We start from the raw sequence: 16154 nt of genomic DNA on the forward strand, positions 1-16154 counted from the left end.
GTTGAAAACTAGCCTGATGGCTAAGTTGGGCACATGCTAACGTCAGAAAACTGAATGGAAACTTAACTAAGCGTTTGTTTTTACTTGATTAATTGTAATAAAGTGTCGGTAAATGTAAAGAAAAAGTTGGCCAAAACTTTCATCTTTTAGCCAACTTTTAATAAAAAAACAAGATTTGTCAGTACTTTATAAAGCAAATTGACTTATAATTCTATAAACCTCATTAATGTTATCTCCTGCTTTAAAGTCTTTACTGATTGGCGTTGGATCTGAACCAACCCAAATTTTCAGTTCAGCATCTAGGTCAAAATGCCCGGCACTTTCTTTACTAAACTTAGTAATTTTTGAGTAAGCAATACTCAGCATTTCAACTTTAGAACCGGTAACACCTTGTTTATCTATGATAATTAATCTTTTATTAGTAAAGATGAACATATCACGAATAACTTTATAGGCTTTTTGAACTGTTTCACCATCAATCAATGTATTAGCAAGCAGCTCTTCTAAGTCGTCGTTATCGACTTCACTTGCATTACCCATTAATCCACTTAATAGACCCATAACTAGCTCTCCTTATGAAAAATTTGATTTTCGAGTGTGTGACCATTTACCAGTTGACGATACTGCCAACCTTGCTGATAACAAAATTGTAGAAGATTGATGTCAAAAGGCTCAGCGGTTTTCTCAAACTCGATCACATATTCTTTTGCTTGGCTCATATAAACATGATGTACATGGGCAAGGCCAGCAAGCTTTGCTTCTACATCATCATAGTGTTGATTTAACTGCAGCGTAATAAAGTGTTTATTATCTTGCGTGCTAGAACGGGCTTGATGCTCACTTAACACCCCTTTATCGAGGTGTAAAACTTGTGAGCATAAACGCTCAAGCTCAGTTAAGTCATGGGAGCTTAAAATAAATGTTGCTTCGTTACTTAAAGAACTTACCAGCTCCCTTACCTCACGAGCATGAATTGGATCAAGGCCTGCAGTTGCTTCATCAAGCATCACTATTTCAGGTGAGCCAATTAATGCCTGTGCAATCGTCACTCGCTTACGCATACCATGAGAAAGATCATCTGGTCGTTGCTTAGCCACTTCTGATAAACCAACCAACTCTAAGACGCGAGCCGTTTCTTTTTTACGAACCGCACCACTGAGCCCTTGTAATTGGCCATAAAAGTTAAGTTGATGCGCAATACTAAAACGAGGATCAAGCTGGGCATCTTGCGGTAACGCGGTTAGCTTACCAAATAACGCCGCACTGCCTGGGGTATACCCCATTACCGATAGCTTTCCTGAGCTAGGTAAAATATAGCCACATAACAAACTGAATAACGTTGTTTTACCTGCACCATTAGGACCAACTAGCGCTACCGGTGCCCCTTTGTTTATCTCAAAGCTAACGTTATCGAGCGCTCGCTTAGCCCCGTAGTTTTTTGACAAGCCTTGTGCTTGAATTAAAACGGTCATAATGAGCTCCTTGCAAAAATTCGTTCACCAGCAACCAGTAGCACTGCCGTTTGTAAAAGTGGTAAACCAAGAGCCAGTGTCACACCTGCACGTTGACCTGCCATTAAATCAAGTTGATAGCCCGGAAATATGTAATTTAAAACCTCAAACGCAGGCCATTGCCATGTTAGTAAGCCAATCACAATATTACCGCCAGCAAAAAACAAAATAGCCAAAACAAACGCAAGACGCGATGAACGGGCAAATGTATTTAAAAAGCTCATCAAGGCATTAAATGGCATAACTGCAACAAGCAAATAAAATAACAACATAAAGCTTCGCGATAAGCCAGAAAGCAGTAAACTTGGCTCACGATAGCCAAGCATTGCAACCGTTGCCATCAAGGTAACAAACAACAATGCCGCTAAGATGAGTAGCTGTCCCAAAAAGCGGCCAATAATAATTTCTGAACGAGTCGCTCTTAGCGATAAAAAGCGTAACGTACCTCGCTGTCTGTCGCCCACTGTTTGGTCACTACATAAAAACAAACAAAAGCTTGGGAAACTAAATAAGGCAACCAGCCAATAAACGGCAAGTTCAGATTCAGGCCAATCAAGTAATTTACTGATACCAATGGCGCCAAATGCTTGCCTTGCAAAGTCGGCAAAATCAGGTGAGCTAATCAAGGTCACAGATTGGGCAATGGGATAGCGTAAAATAAGTAGCCAACAAATGGCAAAAGCGGCAACCGCCAACAAACCACGTTTGGTCAGAAATAGTCGTACCAGCTCAAATTGGGCAATTTGTGCAAGACGTTTAGGATGTAACTGCGTCACTCATAATCCTTAATGAATTTTATTATTAGAATTACACTAAGTTGAAACAGCTTGAATTACCAGAAAAAAAAGACCCGACAAGCGGGTCTTATGTAACAAAGTATAAACTTTTAACCTAGAGGTGGCTTTCGTACACTGCAAGCGCTTGGTCAAGATCGGCAAGTAAATCAGCCACATCTTCGAGACCAATGTGTAGCCTTATTACCGGGCCTTGTGACCAACCTGTTTCAGAACGAAGCCCTTTCATGCTCAGGTTTGCCGTGACCAAGCTCTCATAGCCGCCCCAAGAAAAGCCCATTTTAAAATGGTGCAGGCTATCTAAGAACGCATCAATTGCTTGTTGATTACCCTGCTTCATTACAAATGAAAATAAGCCGTTACTGCCATCAAAATCTCGCTTAAAGAACTCATGACCCGGGCACGTTGCAAAAGCAGGATGGCGAATATGATCAACCAATGGGTGTGTTTCAAGCCATTTAGCTACTTCGATGGCGGCTTGTTCATGCTGTTTTAAACGCACAGCCATAGTACGCAGACCACGCAGCGCTAAATAAGCATCATCCGCAGAGGTGCATTGCCCTAGTAGGTATGAATTTTCTCGAAGGGTTGGCCAATACTTTTTATTAGCGACCGCCACACCCATCATCACATCAGAGTGACCAACAATGTATTTTGTCGCTGCTTGAATACTAATATCTACGCCATGCTCAAGCGGTCTAAAATGCAGACCATTACCCCAGGTGTTATCTAGCATGGTCATTACACCGCGCTCATTAGCCTTAGCAACCATGGCTGGCACATCTTGTACTTCCATAGTGATTGAGCCTGGTGATTCTAAAAACAATACGCGAGTGTTATCTTTAATAAGCTCACTAATTCCTGCGCCAATTCCCGGTGGGTAATAGGTTGTTTCAATACCTAATCCAGCCAGTATTTTGTCGCAAAAATCACGGGTTGGCTCGTAAGCGGTATCCACCATTAAAATATGATCGCCTGTTTTTACAAACGATAGCAGCGCATTGCTTATTGCAGCCGCACCTGATGGATAGAGCGCACAGCCTTCGCCGCCTTCAAGTTCAGCAATCGCTTCTTGCAGAGCAAAATGTGTCGTCGTACCGCGACGGCCATAAAATAACGTTTTGTCGCCTCGTTTCTTCGCCGCTGCTTTTAAATCAGCCACTGAATCGAATACCACTGTTGATGCACGTTGCACCACAGGGTTCACAACCCCTTGTGTATATGCTTTTTTACGCCCTGCAGAGACGATTTGGGTATTTTTATTTGTCTTTGTCATAATTTGTCCAAGCTGTGCTTTACAGGTTGCGCCAGTGCTCAACCAAAAATCGAGAAATAGAATCTTGTCGGGTTAGTTTAAGGTGGCTGCCCTGCTCATGCCATTGGCCAAATTCATTAAGTTCAGCACGGCTAAACCATCTTGCATCGTCTAACTCGTCTTTATCTACCTGAATATCTTCTGAAACCGCTGTGGCCATAAAGCCAAACATGATTGATGATGGAAATGGCCAAGGCTGTGACGCGATATATTGAATATCTGTCACCGCAACACCGGCTTCTTCCATGACTTCGCGGGCAACGGCCTGCTCTAGTGTTTCACCTGGGTCAACAAAACCAGCAAGAGTTGAAAAAACACCGTCAGGCCAGCTTGCTTGACGGCCTAGTAAGCAGCGCTCAACTCCATCTGAAAAGGTTTTAGTCACGATCATAATCACCGCAGGATCAGTTCGCGGAAAAGTTTGATGCTGGCAAGTTTGGTTCTCACATAAACGTGAATGCCCTGCTTCAACCATGTTATTTTCATGACCACAACGACCACAAAAACGGTGCGTTGCGTGCCAAAAACACAAGCCCCTTGCCAGTGCGGCAATCGAGCCTTGTTTTAGCTCAACTTGTGGGCCTAACTTGCGAATATCAACAAATTCAGCGCCATTAAGCATAGGCTCAATGAGTGAGTCTGGAACATGGCTGACATCTAAAGCAAAATGCGCCACATCATCGTCGTCTAAACCCAATAAAATGCCTTTTGATAAATCGAGATGATCCACTTGAGATAAGCGTAAATAACACACTTCAGGACTGTCTTTAACAAATAAACTTTGATTGTTATTGACCAATAACCAGCGACTCTGAGAATTCATTTGAGCCTTTAACCACTTTGGATCTTTACGGCGATTTGATGCACGATCCAATGGCATTTGAGAGTAATTCAGCATGGCGTTCCTTGAAAATAGTTTACTCGCTAAAACTACCATAAGCGGATAATAAACCCAATTTATTACAGGCATAAAAAAAGCCCAAACTGGGCTTTTTTATTCTCTCTCACAATTTTACAAGGTCGCTAAATGCGCTTGTAGTTTTTGGTTCTCAGCTTCAATATGCTGATAGAACTCTAAATCTTCTAATTTACTCGCGGCAGCTTTATCAATGATGATCACCGCATCTTTATGAAGTTGCAGTGCTGAAGCTGGGCATTTAGCCATTAACGGGCCTTCTACCATGGCATGAACGGCATCCGCTTTACTTGCACCCGTTGCTAAAAGCACAACTTTTTTGGCTTCTAAAATAGTGCCAATGCCCATAGTGATTGATAAATGCGGTTGATATTCGCCTTCTGCAAAAAATCGTGCATTGTCTTCAATCGTCGCTTTCGTCAGTGTTTTTACACGGGTGCGTGATGTCAAACCTGATGAAGGTTCGTTAAAACCGATGTGACCATTACGGCCAATACCAAGTAGTTGTACGTCAACACCACCAGCCGCTGTGATTTTTTGCTCATATTCAGTACAAGCAACAAGCGGATTTACTGCATCACCCGGCGGTACATGGGTGTTTTGTTTGTCGATATCAACATGGTTAAACAGCTGCTCATTCATAAAGTAACGGTAACTTTGAGGATGCTCGCCAGTTAAACCTAAGTATTCGTCTAAGTTAAATGTTGTCGCTTGGCTAAACGAAATATCGCCAGCTTTATTTTTTTCGATCAGTTGTTGGTACAAAGCAACAGGTGTTGAACCTGTGGCAAGACCGAGTACCGAGGCTGGTTTTTTTAGTAATTGTTTAGCAAAGATGTTGGCACCATACGCTGCAACTTGGGCTGCATCATCAAGAATCACTATTTGCATATCGATTAGCTCTAATTATAAGTTGGAAAAAAATGGGACCTAAAACCCAACCCCACGTGCAATCGAGCTGGGTTTTAGATCAAACCACTGCCAGGATACGATGCAGTAGCTACAACCATTATGACAACGCTGTCATTATCACTTCTAGTTTTATCTTTGTAAAGTAAAAGTGAATAAAAAATTACTCTTTCTGTTAGTGTTTAATAATTATCAAACACTAACAAAGATCTTACGGCGATACATCCAATGCAATACCAGCATTTGTACTGCTAATAACGCAATCACCGCCATCAGGGGTTGCCATGCCGCTGGCACAGCTCGAACCACCCCACCAAATACGCTTTGGCTTACATAACCCCAATTCACTAGACTTGACGCTAAATAAATAATAATCGAGTTTGCACCTATGATCACAAATGGATACGCAGCGCATTGCCCCGGTAAAATATCAACCAGTGCATAAAATACGGCGAGCAATATGGCACTCCAGCCAACGGTTACAAGCACAAATGAGCTGGTCCAAAGTTCTTTATTTACTGGGAACTGTAAATCCCATAACCAGCCTAAGCATACACTTACCACACCTGCGGCGAACAATAAGGCGGTCATTTTCCACTCGCCAATTTGCTGAGCACGTGCCACTAATTGACCTGCAAACACGCCCATTAATGCATTAACTATCGCAGGGATATTCGACAACACACCTTCTGGGTCTACTACACGGTTTTGATAACTAATCCCCGGCAGTAAGTGTGCATCAAACCATGCATTCCAACTCCCTGCTGCTGAAAGGTCACCAGCACTGCCACCCGGCACTGGAACAAAACAAAGTAGTAACCAATAACCCACTAAAATAGCCGCAGCGGTAATAATTTGTGTTCGTAAACCAGTATGCCAAACCAACATTGCACAGAAGAACCACGCAATAGCGATGCGGCCAAGCACACTGGCATAGCGAATTTCATCTAACGCCATCGGCATCCCTGTGCCCCAGCCGTGGTTATACAAAATACCTAATAAACACAATAGTAAAAGACGTTTACCCGCCTTACGGTAATACACTTTGCGCTCATCAAACGGTAAATGGTCAATGCGTTTCGGGGCTAACCCCATCGCAACACCCGATAAGAATATAAACAATGGGAAAATCAAATCGTAAAATGTGAAGCCATGCCAAACGCTGTGCACTGTGTGTGCTTCAAAAACTTTCCAGCCAGTCCAGCCAGTTAAAACGAAGAGCGCTGCGAATAGTGACTGTCCGCCTAATATCCAAAACATATCCATGCCGCGCAGTGCATCCAGCGATGCCAAACGTTTTCTTGTTGGTTGTGTTGTTGTCATTGTATTACCTTAAATAGAAAAAGCCCCGCGATACAACGGCGGGGTTTTTACCAGGGAAGCTTGTTATAGCGCTTTTCCAGCAATAAAGGTGGCTTGTACATTTTGCTGTGCGTCTAACACCACAAAGTCAGCGTCAAACCCGCTCAGTAAGCGACCTTTTTTATGTAAACCTAAATATTGTGCAGGATAAAGTGATGCCATACGTAAGCTCTCAGCAAGGCTAACATCCAATGTGTTCACTGTGTTGCGCACCGCACTTGCCATATCAAGTACGCTGCCTGCTAATTCACCGGTCGTTGAATTTAATCTATCGCCAGTACGAATAACTTTACGGCCATCAAAGAAATCAAACTCCATATCATCAGTCCCCACAGGTGGCATTGCATCTGTGACTAACATAATTTTTCCGCGCTGTTTGCTGCGAATTGCTAATTTAGCTGATGATGGGTGTACATGGTGACCATCAACAATTAAACCGCACCAGCTGTTATCATCCCAAAGTGCAGCACCCACAACACCAGGCTCTCGCGATGTAAATGCTGACATAGCATTAAATAAGTGGGTAAAACCATCTGCCCCTGCAGCAAGTGCTGCATTTGTGGTCGCAAAGTCTGCATTGGTGTGGCCAATTGATACTTTTACACCACACTCAACCAAGCGCGCGATATCATCAGCACTGACATTCTCAGGTGCTAAGGTAACCATTTTAATGCCTAAGTCTTGGCGGGCATAAATTGCAAATTCTTGCTCTGTAATAGGGCGAATAAATTGCTCGCTGTGGGTGCCTTTTTTCGGCAATGAAAGGTGCGGTCCTTCGAAGTGCACACCCATTACGCCCGGAACACCTTCAGCAATTGCTTGTGCAGTTGCATCGGCCGCTTTTGCCATGACTTCGACTTGGTCAGTGATCAGCGTTGGCATAATCGCTGTTGAACCAAACTGACCGTGTGCTTTGGCTATTCTATCTAAGCAATCTGGCGTTTGTTCAGCGTTAAAAAACGCCCCGCCACCGCCATTCACTTGCACATCAATAAAACCGGGGGCCACTAACCCCGTTAATGCAACGGCATTAGCATCTGCTTCAACACGGTTAAATACACCATTATCGACGCTAAAATATACATCAGATAAAAATTCGTCCCCGGTAAACAATGAACTTGCATGATAAATCGTCATTACAAACTTACCTCTTGGTTTTGTTCAAGCACAGATTGCTGAGCAAAATACACAGCGCCCATTTCCGGTGGTTGAATAGGAGATTCAACGCGTTTCGCAATATCTTCTGCAAGCCATTTATTTAATGGCTCAGCTAAACCGCCAATCATAGATAAACGTGGCGGGTTATTCTCTAATAAGCGCTGCGCTAATTTACTAACGTAATCAGCCCCTTCTTTCACAATCGAAACCGCAACTTTGTCGTTGTTATTAGCTGCTTCAAATACATAGCGGGCTAATTTAGCAAAACTACTCGAAGGCTGACCTGACATTTGCTCAACAATCGCCATTGCATTGTCAGCTGCAAAATGCTCTGTGATCACGTTAGTCAGATTTGTTGCTTCGCCTAGGCCATCAAGGTCTAGTAATGTCGCTTTTATTGCTTCAAGACCCATCCAGGCGCCGCTGCCTTTATCACCTAAGGCAAAGCCATGACCACCAAAGTTAGTTGTGCGACCATTTACACATGAGAAACCACATGAGCCAGTGCCTGTGATGATCACCGCACCATCACTCCCTTCGTGTGCACCGATACAGGCTGTATGTAAGTCGGTGGTGAGGAACATTTGTTTGAATGGATGCTCCCATTCCATAATCTTGTCGTACAAACTTGGCAGGTTTACACCTGCTAAACCTAAGCCGGCATAAAGCTGATGAACGGTTTCAAGCGGTAAACCCGCATCACGAAGTGCTAATTGTGTTGAGACCATAATTGATTCGAGAGTACGTTCCAAACCATGTAATGGATTTGCAGGACCACCTAGGCCAGTTCCTAATACACCTTGTTTAACAGAGTAGATAGTTGCTCGACATTTCGTTCCGCCACCATCAATACCAATAAACAATTGGTCCTCATTCACACTCTTCGCCATCATTTAACGACCCCTAGCCTTCGTTTAGTTTTTGTCTAAATCGCATTATTTTGCTTATCAGAATGCGAAATCATCTCAACCTTTGTTGATTTAATGTTACACAACAAATGACAGCGTTGTCATTATATTTTTTATAAAAATTCGTATAACTTTCATATTTATTTTTAATTAATTGAATTAAAACGCTTTATTTAACAGACAAGAAAATTAGAAACCACATCACAATGTCCTATTACACCTTTATTTATGCTTTTTTGCATAATTTAGTGCGTTGTACGCGCCTATTCCTTTATTTATCATCAAGTGTAGTTAATGTTAGCTTAGCTGAAATAATACTTTAGTTAAACATTTTATTTTTATAGGAATATTTTTTTACCTTGATAACAGCAGTGAATCATCAATACAATGAAATTCAGCGGCGGCTTGCTTTAAAATATCTGCGGTGAGATGCTCTGCTCCATAGACATCACACGGTAGCTGATACTTATTCGCTAAGTGACCAAGTAATAAGGCAAAATCACCATCACCCGAAAGCAATACCAATTTATCGAGCTGCTTGGCATGCTCTAGCATATCAATGGTAATGCCAACATCCCAATCCCCTTTTGCACTGCCATCTTTGCGCTGAATAAAAGGTTTCAGTTTTACCTCAAAACCAATTGCGCGCAGAATATTTTGAAACTGCGATTGCTTTTCATCGCCCCGATATATTGCATACGCAATGGCGCAATCAATTTGGTAGCGTTCGCTCATTTGTGCCCAAAAGGCATTGTAGTCAAAATTTTTCTTGTAGCTTTCTCTACAGGTGTAATAAATGTTTTGTACATCTACAAAGATACCGACTTTTGGCTTATCAACTGCTGACATAACTTTTCTGTATTTAGTGATTTGTGTTCACTGTAGCATATCTAGGTTGATATTTACGAAAAAGTAACCTAAATTGGTTACATAAAACAAAGTAACCAAATTTGGTTACTTATCGCGATGTAACTAAATTAAGTTACTTAATCTAAGGGATCATAATGATTGCGGTGATCAGCGGTGATTTAATTAAATCACAAAAAATTCCACAGCAAGAATACGACGCCATGCTTTATCAGCTTGATCAAAGCTTGCGCTTTGTTGCTAAGCGCTTTAATGCAAGCTTTACCATTTACCGTGGCGATGCATTCCAAATACAGCTAACGGAGCCAGAACTGGTATGTCATGCAGCCATCTTGTTGTATTTGCAAATGAAAGCAGCCAATTACGAGCTGCGACAAAGCTTGGCCATTGGCTCACTCGATAACCCCCGCGCCGATATTAAAACAGCCACAGGCAGTGCTTATACCTTATCAGGCCGTGGTTTAGATAACATGAGCCAGCAACGCTTAGTGTTAAATATTGAAAATAACACCCTTGAAGAAGGCTTTGCGCTTAATATTGCGCTTATTGAAGTCCTGCTTGAAAAAATGAGTCAAAAGCAGGCTAATGCCCTGTTTTATTACTTAACCGCCGAGAACAACAGCCATGCAGAGCTTGCCAAAGAGCTTAATACGAGCCGAGAGAATGTCACTAAGTTACTCAACCTGGCGCATTATCAACTTATCGAGCGCTTTATAAATTACAGCCAAACCACACTCAAAGGATTGTTATGACCAGTTTTGCTCTATTACTCACCGCATTAGTATTGGGCCACTTACTTGCAGACTTTTATTGGCAGCCAATGAGCTGGGTACACGACAGAAACAACCGTCACTTTCGTGCCAGTAAACTCTATTTGCACGTATTAACACACGGCGTGACCTCTTTAGCTGTGCTCACACTATGGGAATACACTTACGGCTGGCAAGAGTTCTCTCGTGTATTGTTAGCAACGGTTGCAATTATGCTAAGCCACTATGTCATTGACTTGGCAAAGTCATATTCAAATAAAGGCGTAGTGCCGTTTTTACTCGACCAGTTGGCGCATCTTGTTGTGATTGTAATGCTAAGCGTTTGGCTTAGTGATAAGAATGAATTTTATAGCTTAGCGTGGCAAAAGCTGATTGCCCTCGATACTTTGTTTGTTATTGCAGCTTATTTATTGGTGCTTAACCCAAGCTCTGTGTTTATTCGCATGATGCTAGAGAAAATCAATATTCAGATAAACAATGAAGGCAGCATTCCTGCCGCGGGGCATTTTATTGGCTTGCTCGAGCGAGTGTTAATGTTGAGCTTTATCTTGTTAGGTGAATACGGCGGCGTGGGCTTTCTACTGGCGGCCAAATCTATCTTTCGATTCGGTGATTTAAAAGAAAGTAGCGAAAAACAACTTACTGAGTATGTCATGCTGGGCACTTTGTTAAGTGTCACCGTGACACTCTTTATTGGTGTCACCACCTTATATTGCATTAAACTCATTTAAAACAAAAAACGCGCAATTGCGCGTTTTTTGTTTTTACTGCTATTAACTATCCGCAGCGGGCTTACGTCTTGGGCGAGATGGCCCCGATACACGCTGACGATTACCCGCAGGTTTATTACCTGTTGGTTTAGTGTTATTTGATTTATTCCCGTTGTTAGCGCCTTTTTGGTTTTGGCCTTGCTCTTTACCCTTACCCTGCCACTTACCTTGTGAAGGACGCTTTTGCGATTTAGGTTTTAGCTTTTGTGCAGGTTTTGCTGCACCTTGACCATCTTGAGCTGGTGCTTTTGGCTTTTTCGGTTTCTTTGGCTTTTTCGGCTTGATAGGGCGCGTATCTAGCGGCTTTTCAGCAACCGGTTTGCTTGGCTCAAAACCTGCTTCGGTTGCACGCGGAATAAGCTCACCAATAAAGCGCTCAATACCATATAAATCGTCGGCATCATCTACTGTTACAAACGAAATAGCATGACCCGATGCACCCGCTCGGCCTGTACGGCCAATACGATGTACGTAATCTTCATAAATATTTGGTAGATCGTAGTTAACAACGTGAGGTAGCTCAACAATATCAAGACCACGGGCAACGATATCGGTTGCAACTAGTACGCGCACTTCACCCGATTTAAAGCCTTCGAGTGCTTTAACACGAGCGCCTTGTGATTTATTCCCGTGAATGGCAGCGCCGACAATATCATCGCGTTCAAGCTGCTTAACTAAACGATTCGCACCATGCTTAGTACGACAAAATACCAATACTTGCTGCCAATCGTTAGTACGGATCAGGTGGCTAAGCAATGCTGTTTTACGTGGTTTATCTAGCGCATAAACAGATTGAGTAACCGTTTTAGCCGTGGTGTTTTTTGCCGCAACTGAAATCTCAACGGGGTCATTAATGAGCCCTTTTGCAAGTTCACGAATTTCATCAGAGAACGTCGCTGAGAACATCAGGTTTTGACGTTTAGCAGGCAATTTAGCAATGATACGTTTGATGTCATGAATAAAGCCCATATCAAGCATACGGTCTGCTTCATCAAGGATCAGCACTTCTAAATCATCAAACTTAACAGCATTTTGATTGTGCAGATCTAATAAACGACCAGGTGTGGCCACTAAAATATCAATACCTTTACGAAGGCGCATCATTTGCGGGTTAATTTTAACGCCGCCATAAACAACAAATGAGCTAACATTTGAATGCTTAGCATATTGCTCAACATTTTCGCTTACTTGTAAAGCTAGCTCACGAGTTGGTGCCAATACTAATGCACGTACTTTATTGCCACCGGCTTTAGGGCCTTTTGACAAACGCTCGATTAACGGCAGTGTAAAACCTGCTGTTTTACCTGTACCAGTTTGCGCTGCGGCCATAACATCACGGCCTTCAATGATCGCAGGGATAGCTTGTGATTGAATAGGCGTTGGTGCTTCATAGCCCTTTTCTAAAACTGCATTTACTAAAGCTGGTGATAAACCTAACCCATCAAAACTCATACTATCTCTCTTTAAAAATTTCAGCCGATTCGGCGAAGTGCGCGCATTATACCTAGGATAGTCAATAATGCATGGAATTATTTGCAAACTAGCACTTAATAGCGAACTGAGCAGCCTAATTTCAGGCATAAAAAAAGCGGCTCAAATGCCGCTTTGTCTTATATACCCAAATCACCTCAAGGTGGTTCGGGTATAACCAATCTTTACTTGACACCAAGTTCGCGTAAACGCTCTTGTAAGTAGCTGTCTGCTGTGTAACGCTCAGAAAGCACAACATCAGGACGCGGGTGTAAGAATAGCGGTAACGAAATACGTGATTTCGTTGACGCTTTACCCGTTGGGTTGATCACGCGGTGAATCGTTGATGGAAAGTAACCACCTGACGCTTCTTGTAACATGTCACCAATATTGATGATCAGGTTACCAAAATCACATGGTACGTCTAACCAACCACCATCTGTTTTTTGTACTTGTAAACCTGGCTCATTTGCCGCAGGTAATACAGTTAGTAGATTGATGTCGCCATGCGCTGCTGCACGGATTGCACCTGGCTCTTCATCACCTGTCATTGGTGGGTAATGAAGAATACGCAGAAGTGTTTGCTCAGAGTTAGCAATCATATCTTTAAGGTCGATAGAGAACTTAGCGCGCACCTCTTCTGGTGCTTCAGCTTGAACCCAGCTTAATAATGTTGCTGCAAACTCATTCGCTAAACGGTAGTACTCACGGATTTCTTCTTCTAGCTGTGCTGGAACGCGGCCTTTTGGATAAACGTGGTAGTACTCTTTAATATCTTTAACGGTAAAGCCTTTTGCAACTTCTGACACTGATGGTGGGAAGTAACCATCTTGTGTTTCTTTTGAAAATAAAAACTCGTGCTTTTGCTCAGAATTAAAGAATTCTTGCCAATTTTTGTAAATAGACTCAACTAATGACTGAGGGATTGGGTGATTTTTTAGTACACCGAAACCTGTGTTTCTTAGTGACTCAACAAATTGAGCGGCCGCATCGCTCGCTTTATAATCAACGGTAGGTAAATGTTGCATTTGTCTTTTCCAGTGAATAAGGTTCAAGAAGTCTGTGCTAAGCATAGCATTTCTTCATTATAGCGCTTCGCGAGGATAGAGAAACACAGGTAAAAACATAAGGACTTATGTCCGCTCAACCTTGCTTAGCTCCTTAACTTTGATACAGATCAAGCAACAAATCATTTGCTATTTATTAGCAAGTAAAAATGCGTTGAGCTCTTTACTCATTCGTTCTACAAGCGCTTTTGGGCCACCATCATACATATCGTTATGGCGCGAATCTTTAAGCTTAATTTGCGTCACTGGGTACATAGCAAGTTCTTGCGGCGTTAGCAATACGTTGTCATCTGCTGGGTAATCGCTACCGCGTAGTGTCAGTACAGCAATATTATTGTTTCTTGGGGTCAGCATACGGCGATGATCAAGGGTGATCAGCTTAGCCACCTTAGCAGGATAAATAGCGGCATATAACGCTGCAATATCACCGCCATTTGAGTGCCCAAATAAAGTGAGCTGATTAAAGTCATACGCAGGATATCGCTTTGCAAGTTCTACAGCTAAAAACTCAAGGGTTTGTACACCGCGGTGCCAGTTTTCCATGCGTGTGGTCATGTAGGGTGGCTCAGGGTTTAAACTCGGATCGCCTTTTAACTCATGAGCCACTTCAACCGTTAAGTAACCATGCTGATGAAAGGCCTGCTGGGCAAATTGATAGTCTGTATGTGCCATACCGTAGCCTGCCCCAATAAACGCCACGGGGCATTTCTTTTTTATCGTGCATTTGCTATCGGCTGCTGTAATGGTCACCGGAATATGGCGTGCCCGCTCAGTATCAAACAGTGTCTCTGTTTGATTTGCAAAGGCTGTTTGCCCGCAAAGCGTTAAAGCGAGCAATAGCGCCGGCTTTTTAATATTTAACATGCTAATTTGAATTCTAAACTACGTTTAACCATAGGCCACTCACCATCAATAATTGAAAACACCACGGTGTCGCGTACGCATCCATCAGCCATTATTTGGTGATTACGAAGCACCCCATCTTGTTTCGCCCCTAAGCGAGCAATGGCATTGCGCGAAGCCTGATTATGCCAATGGGTACGAAACTCAACAGCAATCACATTAAGTATTTCAAATGCATAACTCAGTAGCAGTTTTTTACAATCAGTATTAACCCCAGTACGCTGAAAACGCTTGGCATACCAGGTATAGCCAATTTCTAAACGGCGGTTTTTACTGTCGATATTACAAAAGCGAGTTGAGCCTATCACCTCATCGGTGTGTTTATCGATGACAGCAAATGGTATTGCGCGACCAAGTGACTGTTGTTCAAACGCCATATTTAAATAATCGTCAACACGTTCTTCATTGGGCACTGAGGTAAACCAAAGCTCCCAAAGCTTTCCATCTGAAGCGGCGTTTACTAAAGCATCACGGTGCTCAAGCGTTAACGGCACTAATTTAACAAATTGACCTTCTAAGGTGATGGGGCTTAAATCCATAACTTTCCTTAACCTTAATTAGTAATAATATTTAATCCACCAGCTCTATATCGAGCCCTGCTAATAAATCCAAAGCGGCATAACGTTCAAATTTGGCCTTACTGATATTGTTAGCTGTTATATCAATGGCGAAATGACTGGCACCAATAAAATTAGCTTTACTGAGGTTGGTTTGTTGAAACAAACTGTCACGAAAGTCCGTATCAGTAAAATCAGCAGATGTTAAATCTGCATGTCTAAAATCAACATCTTTGGCAAAACAGCTACGCATTTTTAAAGCTTTTAAACTAAGTTCAAAAAAGCTGCTGTGGCTAAGTTCACAGCCAACAAAACTCACTGGAGCACGGCTGGCGAGTAGCGGCCAATCAACATCAGTAAAACGAACACTGGTTAATTTACACTGTTTAAAGCTTACTTCTTCAAGCGAGGTGTATCTAAGCCCAAGCGTAGCTAAATTACAATTTTTAAACTCACACTCTATAAACCGGCAGTTTTCAAACTGACTATTGCTAAAGTCACAGTCGATAAATTCACATTGCTCAAATTCGCAATGCGAAAATGTTTGCCCTGCAAGGTTTGCTTCAAAGGTATGCTCAAAATAAAGGGAATGGCTTGCAATCACGCGGTGGTCTCAATATCTTGTTTAAGCGCAAGTACAGCAATAAAAATAAGACCAAACAATGGAATTAGCCCTAGTAACCCACCAATAACGACCACCACGATTGGTGTTGAGGTTTTACGCTTACCTAAGAAATAGCTGATAGCGGCAAACAGTGGGAACAGAACAAGTACAAAATAACCTAAAAAAGTTGCACTGATATTCATACTCTTTCCTTGAAGAACATACCAAATATTCATTTAAGCACAAAAAAACCCTAAGGCATACACCTTAGGG

18 protein-coding genes are annotated in these 16154 nt (G+C 42.4%); 2 read left to right on the forward strand and 16 right to left on the reverse strand.

Annotation, left to right across the window (positions count from 1 at the left end; genetic code table 11):
* Positions 1-186 precede the first annotated feature (186 nt).
* The 10 genes from CWB80_RS18725 to CWB80_RS18770 all read right to left on the reverse strand — a co-directional run bounded on the left by CWB80_RS18725 (position 187) and on the right by CWB80_RS18770 (position 9722).
* Positions 187-561: a PH domain-containing protein gene (locus CWB80_RS18725; protein WP_054551567.1), complete on the reverse strand. Its 375-nt coding sequence runs from the start codon at positions 559-561 to the stop codon at positions 187-189.
* Positions 562-563: 2 nt separating this feature from the next.
* Complete coding sequence (locus CWB80_RS18730; protein ID WP_054551568.1) at positions 564-1472, reverse strand: ABC transporter ATP-binding protein; 909 nt, start codon at positions 1470-1472, stop codon at positions 564-566.
* Complete coding sequence (locus CWB80_RS18735; RefSeq protein ID WP_138601664.1) at positions 1469-2287, reverse strand: ABC transporter permease; 819 nt, start codon at positions 2285-2287, stop codon at positions 1469-1471. The genes CWB80_RS18730 and CWB80_RS18735 overlap by 4 nt, the downstream gene beginning before the upstream one ends.
* Before the next feature lie 115 nt (positions 2288-2402).
* A complete protein-coding gene (locus CWB80_RS18740; RefSeq protein ID WP_054551570.1) occupies positions 2403-3581 on the reverse strand; it encodes a cystathionine beta-lyase in 1179 nt (392 codons plus the stop codon).
* A gap of 19 nt (positions 3582-3600) precedes the next feature.
* The gene (nudC, locus tag CWB80_RS18745) at positions 3601-4518 is read right to left on the reverse strand and encodes an NAD(+) diphosphatase (protein ID WP_138601666.1); all 918 of its coding nucleotides are present in this window, start codon (positions 4516-4518) and stop codon (positions 3601-3603) included.
* 114 nt (positions 4519-4632) lie between these two features.
* The gene (gene nagB / locus CWB80_RS18750) at positions 4633-5427 is read right to left on the reverse strand and encodes a glucosamine-6-phosphate deaminase (RefSeq protein WP_063705946.1); all 795 of its coding nucleotides are present in this window, start codon (positions 5425-5427) and stop codon (positions 4633-4635) included.
* A 210-nt stretch (positions 5428-5637) separates the two neighbouring features.
* A complete protein-coding gene (gene nagX, locus CWB80_RS18755; protein WP_138601668.1) occupies positions 5638-6768 on the reverse strand; it encodes a transmembrane glucosamine N-acetyltransferase NagX in 1131 nt (376 codons plus the stop codon).
* Positions 6769-6831: 63 nt separating this feature from the next.
* Complete coding sequence (gene nagA / locus CWB80_RS18760; protein ID WP_138601670.1) at positions 6832-7944, reverse strand: N-acetylglucosamine-6-phosphate deacetylase; 1113 nt, start codon at positions 7942-7944, stop codon at positions 6832-6834.
* On the reverse strand, positions 7944-8858 hold the full coding sequence (nagK, locus tag CWB80_RS18765; RefSeq protein WP_138601672.1) for an N-acetylglucosamine kinase: 915 nt from the start codon (positions 8856-8858) through the stop codon (positions 7944-7946). The genes nagA and nagK overlap by 1 nt, the downstream gene beginning before the upstream one ends.
* Before the next feature lie 369 nt (positions 8859-9227).
* Positions 9228-9722, reverse strand: coding sequence for a LabA-like NYN domain-containing protein (locus tag CWB80_RS18770; RefSeq protein WP_138601674.1), 495 nt, complete (start codon positions 9720-9722; stop codon positions 9228-9230).
* Positions 9723-9877: 155 nt separating this feature from the next.
* Here CWB80_RS18770 and CWB80_RS18775 point away from each other — a divergent pair, with 155 nt between their 5' ends.
* Together CWB80_RS18775 and CWB80_RS18780 are read left to right on the forward strand one after the other, a co-directional pair.
* A complete protein-coding gene (locus CWB80_RS18775; protein WP_171041557.1) occupies positions 9878-10492 on the forward strand; it encodes a hypothetical protein in 615 nt (204 codons plus the stop codon).
* Positions 10489-11241, forward strand: coding sequence for a DUF3307 domain-containing protein (locus CWB80_RS18780; RefSeq protein WP_138601678.1), 753 nt, complete (start codon positions 10489-10491; stop codon positions 11239-11241). The genes CWB80_RS18775 and CWB80_RS18780 overlap by 4 nt, the downstream gene beginning before the upstream one ends.
* 42 nt (positions 11242-11283) lie before the next feature.
* On the opposite strand, the gene CWB80_RS18785 is transcribed toward CWB80_RS18780, so the two are convergent.
* The 6 genes from CWB80_RS18785 to CWB80_RS18810 all read right to left on the reverse strand — a co-directional run bounded on the left by CWB80_RS18785 (position 11284) and on the right by CWB80_RS18810 (position 16084).
* Positions 11284-12732: a DEAD/DEAH box helicase gene (locus tag CWB80_RS18785; RefSeq protein WP_138599710.1), complete on the reverse strand. Its 1449-nt coding sequence runs from the start codon at positions 12730-12732 to the stop codon at positions 11284-11286.
* A gap of 203 nt (positions 12733-12935) precedes the next feature.
* Positions 12936-13778, reverse strand: coding sequence for an isopenicillin N synthase family dioxygenase (locus tag CWB80_RS18790; RefSeq protein WP_054551580.1), 843 nt, complete (start codon positions 13776-13778; stop codon positions 12936-12938).
* A 168-nt stretch (positions 13779-13946) separates the two neighbouring features.
* Positions 13947-14681 (reverse strand): alpha/beta fold hydrolase, encoded by a 735-nt coding sequence (locus tag CWB80_RS18795; protein WP_054551581.1) that lies wholly within the window; start codon positions 14679-14681, stop codon positions 13947-13949.
* Positions 14675-15259: a GNAT family N-acetyltransferase gene (locus tag CWB80_RS18800; protein WP_054551582.1), complete on the reverse strand. Its 585-nt coding sequence runs from the start codon at positions 15257-15259 to the stop codon at positions 14675-14677. The genes CWB80_RS18795 and CWB80_RS18800 overlap by 7 nt, the downstream gene beginning before the upstream one ends.
* A 31-nt stretch (positions 15260-15290) precedes the next feature.
* Positions 15291-15881: a pentapeptide repeat-containing protein gene (locus CWB80_RS18805; protein ID WP_235373734.1), complete on the reverse strand. Its 591-nt coding sequence runs from the start codon at positions 15879-15881 to the stop codon at positions 15291-15293.
* Positions 15878-16084, reverse strand: a complete 207-nt coding sequence (locus CWB80_RS18810) for a hypothetical protein (RefSeq protein ID WP_054551583.1) — start codon at positions 16082-16084, stop codon at positions 15878-15880. Before CWB80_RS18810 ends, CWB80_RS18805 begins: the two co-directional genes overlap by 4 nt.
* Positions 16085-16154 lie beyond the last annotated feature (70 nt).

Source organism: Pseudoalteromonas sp. S1650 (genome assembly GCF_005887195.1).
GTDB classification, from domain to species: Bacteria; Pseudomonadota; Gammaproteobacteria; order Enterobacterales; family Alteromonadaceae; genus Pseudoalteromonas; species Pseudoalteromonas simplex.

Excerpts from the sequence above, each read along its gene's own strand:
- CWB80_RS18775 (WP_171041557.1), top strand. The coding sequence starts at position 9,878 with ATGATTGCGGTGATCAGCGGTGATTTAATTAAATCACAAAAAATTCCA.
- CWB80_RS18740 (WP_054551570.1), bottom strand. The coding sequence starts at position 3,581 with ATGACAAAGACAAATAAAAATACCCAAATCGTCTCTGCAGGGCGTAAA.
- CWB80_RS18800 (WP_054551582.1), bottom strand. The coding sequence starts at position 15,259 with ATGGATTTAAGCCCCATCACCTTAGAAGGTCAATTTGTTAAATTAGTG.
- CWB80_RS18725 (WP_054551567.1), bottom strand. The coding sequence starts at position 561 with ATGGGTCTATTAAGTGGATTAATGGGTAATGCAAGTGAAGTCGATAAC.
- nagB (WP_063705946.1), bottom strand. The coding sequence starts at position 5,427 with ATGCAAATAGTGATTCTTGATGATGCAGCCCAAGTTGCAGCGTATGGT.
- CWB80_RS18810 (WP_054551583.1), bottom strand. The coding sequence starts at position 16,084 with ATGAATATCAGTGCAACTTTTTTAGGTTATTTTGTACTTGTTCTGTTC.
- nagX (WP_138601668.1), bottom strand. The coding sequence starts at position 6,768 with ATGACAACAACACAACCAACAAGAAAACGTTTGGCATCGCTGGATGCA.
- CWB80_RS18785 (WP_138599710.1), bottom strand. The coding sequence starts at position 12,732 with ATGAGTTTTGATGGGTTAGGTTTATCACCAGCTTTAGTAAATGCAGTT.
- CWB80_RS18770 (WP_138601674.1), bottom strand. The coding sequence starts at position 9,722 with ATGTCAGCAGTTGATAAGCCAAAAGTCGGTATCTTTGTAGATGTACAA.
- nagA (WP_138601670.1), bottom strand. The coding sequence starts at position 7,944 with ATGACGATTTATCATGCAAGTTCATTGTTTACCGGGGACGAATTTTTA.
- nudC (WP_138601666.1), bottom strand. The coding sequence starts at position 4,518 with ATGCTGAATTACTCTCAAATGCCATTGGATCGTGCATCAAATCGCCGT.
- CWB80_RS18795 (WP_054551581.1), bottom strand. The coding sequence starts at position 14,681 with ATGTTAAATATTAAAAAGCCGGCGCTATTGCTCGCTTTAACGCTTTGC.
- nagK (WP_138601672.1), bottom strand. The coding sequence starts at position 8,858 with ATGATGGCGAAGAGTGTGAATGAGGACCAATTGTTTATTGGTATTGAT.
- CWB80_RS18730 (WP_054551568.1), bottom strand. The coding sequence starts at position 1,472 with ATGACCGTTTTAATTCAAGCACAAGGCTTGTCAAAAAACTACGGGGCT.
- CWB80_RS18790 (WP_054551580.1), bottom strand. The coding sequence starts at position 13,778 with ATGCAACATTTACCTACCGTTGATTATAAAGCGAGCGATGCGGCCGCT.
- CWB80_RS18780 (WP_138601678.1), top strand. The coding sequence starts at position 10,489 with ATGACCAGTTTTGCTCTATTACTCACCGCATTAGTATTGGGCCACTTA.